This is a genomic window from Treponema sp. R8-4-B8 (assembly GCF_054786175.1).
The window spans coordinates 1-1,662 of the sequence record NZ_BDHE01000087.1; the positions used below are offsets into that span (position 1 = coordinate 1).

The following is a 1,662-nucleotide window of genomic DNA, read 5'->3' on the forward strand; positions in this document are numbered from 1 at the left end:
TTGTAATTGATTTCTATCCGCGTAATATAAGTACCATAACCGGATTTAAATGCCTTTTCATAGTCAAAACCAATGTCTTTTAAAAATTCCCAACGGGCATATTCCAGATAATTCAGATAATTGGCGTTATTTACATGATTGTAACTGTCGCACTCGTATGATCTTACCTTTAATGAGCACTCTGTTTTCATGACTTAATTATATTAATCGCGGGGGACTTTGAAAAGTCCCGTATTTTTAGTACTATAGACTATGTTTAATTTTTGCCCGTCATGCGCCTCAAAAAAAATCGCTTTTGTAAAGGGAAAGTCTTTCCGTTGTCCCGATTGCGGATTTACTTATTATCACAATGTCGCCGCGGCTACAGGCTGTATTATCGTTGTGCCGGGGAATGACAATCCTGCGGAGACGGGGCAGCCGTCTAGCAATTTGCCATGCAATGAATCGGACAGGATCATATTTCTTGTCCGGGGCAAAGAGCCGGGTATCGGTAAACTCGATCTTCCCGGCGGCTTTGTCGATCCGGGCGAGGGAGTCCTTGACGGCGTTTACCGCGAATTGCAGGAGGAAATTAATTGGACGCCGCATATTCCCGAGGGCGCAAGGTTATCGGATGTCTTTAAATTATTTGCGTCTTTTCCAAATGTTTACTGTTATAAAGGCATAAATTACAATACGTGTGATATGTATTTTTCAGTCCGAGCGCCGGGTCTTAAGACGGAAGACTTGCTTCGGGAAAAAGCCGAAATTTCGGAGATACGATTTTTGAAACCTAGAGAAATTGATTTCTCCCAGTTCGCTTTTCCTTCTACCGTGAAGGCTGTAAAAACATATCTTAACATCCTTGACTAAAATTGACATAAGTTATCAAATTGAGTTATGTATCGAGGTAATATGGCTGCTAATCATTCAATCCCCGGCGAATACCGCAGAGCGGCTGAACGTCTGTTTTTCAAGGACGGGTTTTCTAGGGGGCATAAACCTGATGTAAAAGCCGCTTGTGAATTTGCCAAATCGCTTGGCATCGGCATTGAATACCAGCGTTTGCTCGCGCTCGAAAAAAACAGCGGGGAGTTGCGGACTTTTCTTGATCAGTTTCAAAATAATCTGGCTCTGTTGATTAAAAAAACATGGGTGGAAAAATCCGATGAAGACCGCAAGGGAAAATTGCAGGATGACATTCCGTTATTTATGTCCACGGTTGAGCAGACGGATTATATAAAAGCCATAGATGAATTTAGCGTAATTCTTGATGAATTAGCCTATCTGTTTTTTGGCGCTCAGAGCGAAAAAGAAGACTTTGCCGAGTATACTTTTCGCATTGACGTGCAGATGGGGCTTTTTTGGTATTACGGAAGCAAGCTTGAGTTGTTAAGAGACATAAAAACTCAAAATATCGACAGCAATGATAAAGTGTTATGGGCAATTTTGCTTTTAGGACTTTGTTATCTGACAAATTTTTAATTTAAAGGGATGCGTTATGACTGATTCAACAGGGACTGAAACTGAACCGCAAAACAGCGATGACTGCCGCACGGATTTTATCAGCGAATTTATTAAAGAAGATTTAGCCGCGGGAAAGTACACTTATGTGCTTACGCGCTTTCCGCCGGAACCCACTGGCTGGCTGTATATCGGCCACTGCAAGGCGTTTTTTATCGA

At 41.9% G+C, this 1,662-nt stretch carries 4 protein-coding genes; 3 read left to right on the forward strand and 1 reads right to left on the reverse strand.

The window, feature by feature from the left end:
- A partial coding sequence (locus tag ACYVRA_RS06400; protein ID WP_461251917.1) for an acyl-CoA thioesterase occupies positions 1-191 on the reverse strand: 191 nt, incomplete at its 3' end.
- Positions 192-252: 61 nt separating this feature from the next.
- Between ACYVRA_RS06400 and ACYVRA_RS06405 the strand changes: the two genes are divergently transcribed.
- The 3 genes from ACYVRA_RS06405 to ACYVRA_RS06415 all read left to right on the forward strand — a co-directional run.
- A complete protein-coding gene (locus tag ACYVRA_RS06405) occupies positions 253-852 on the forward strand; it encodes an NUDIX hydrolase (RefSeq protein WP_461251918.1) in 600 nt (199 codons plus the stop codon).
- 42 nt (positions 853-894) lie between these two features.
- Positions 895-1,464, forward strand: coding sequence for a hypothetical protein (locus ACYVRA_RS06410; protein ID WP_461251919.1), 570 nt, complete (start codon positions 895-897; stop codon positions 1,462-1,464).
- 16 nt (positions 1,465-1,480) lie between these two features.
- Positions 1,481-1,662, forward strand: a 182-nt coding sequence (locus tag ACYVRA_RS06415) for a glutamate--tRNA ligase family protein (RefSeq protein ID WP_461251920.1), incomplete at its 3' end; no start/stop codon positions are given.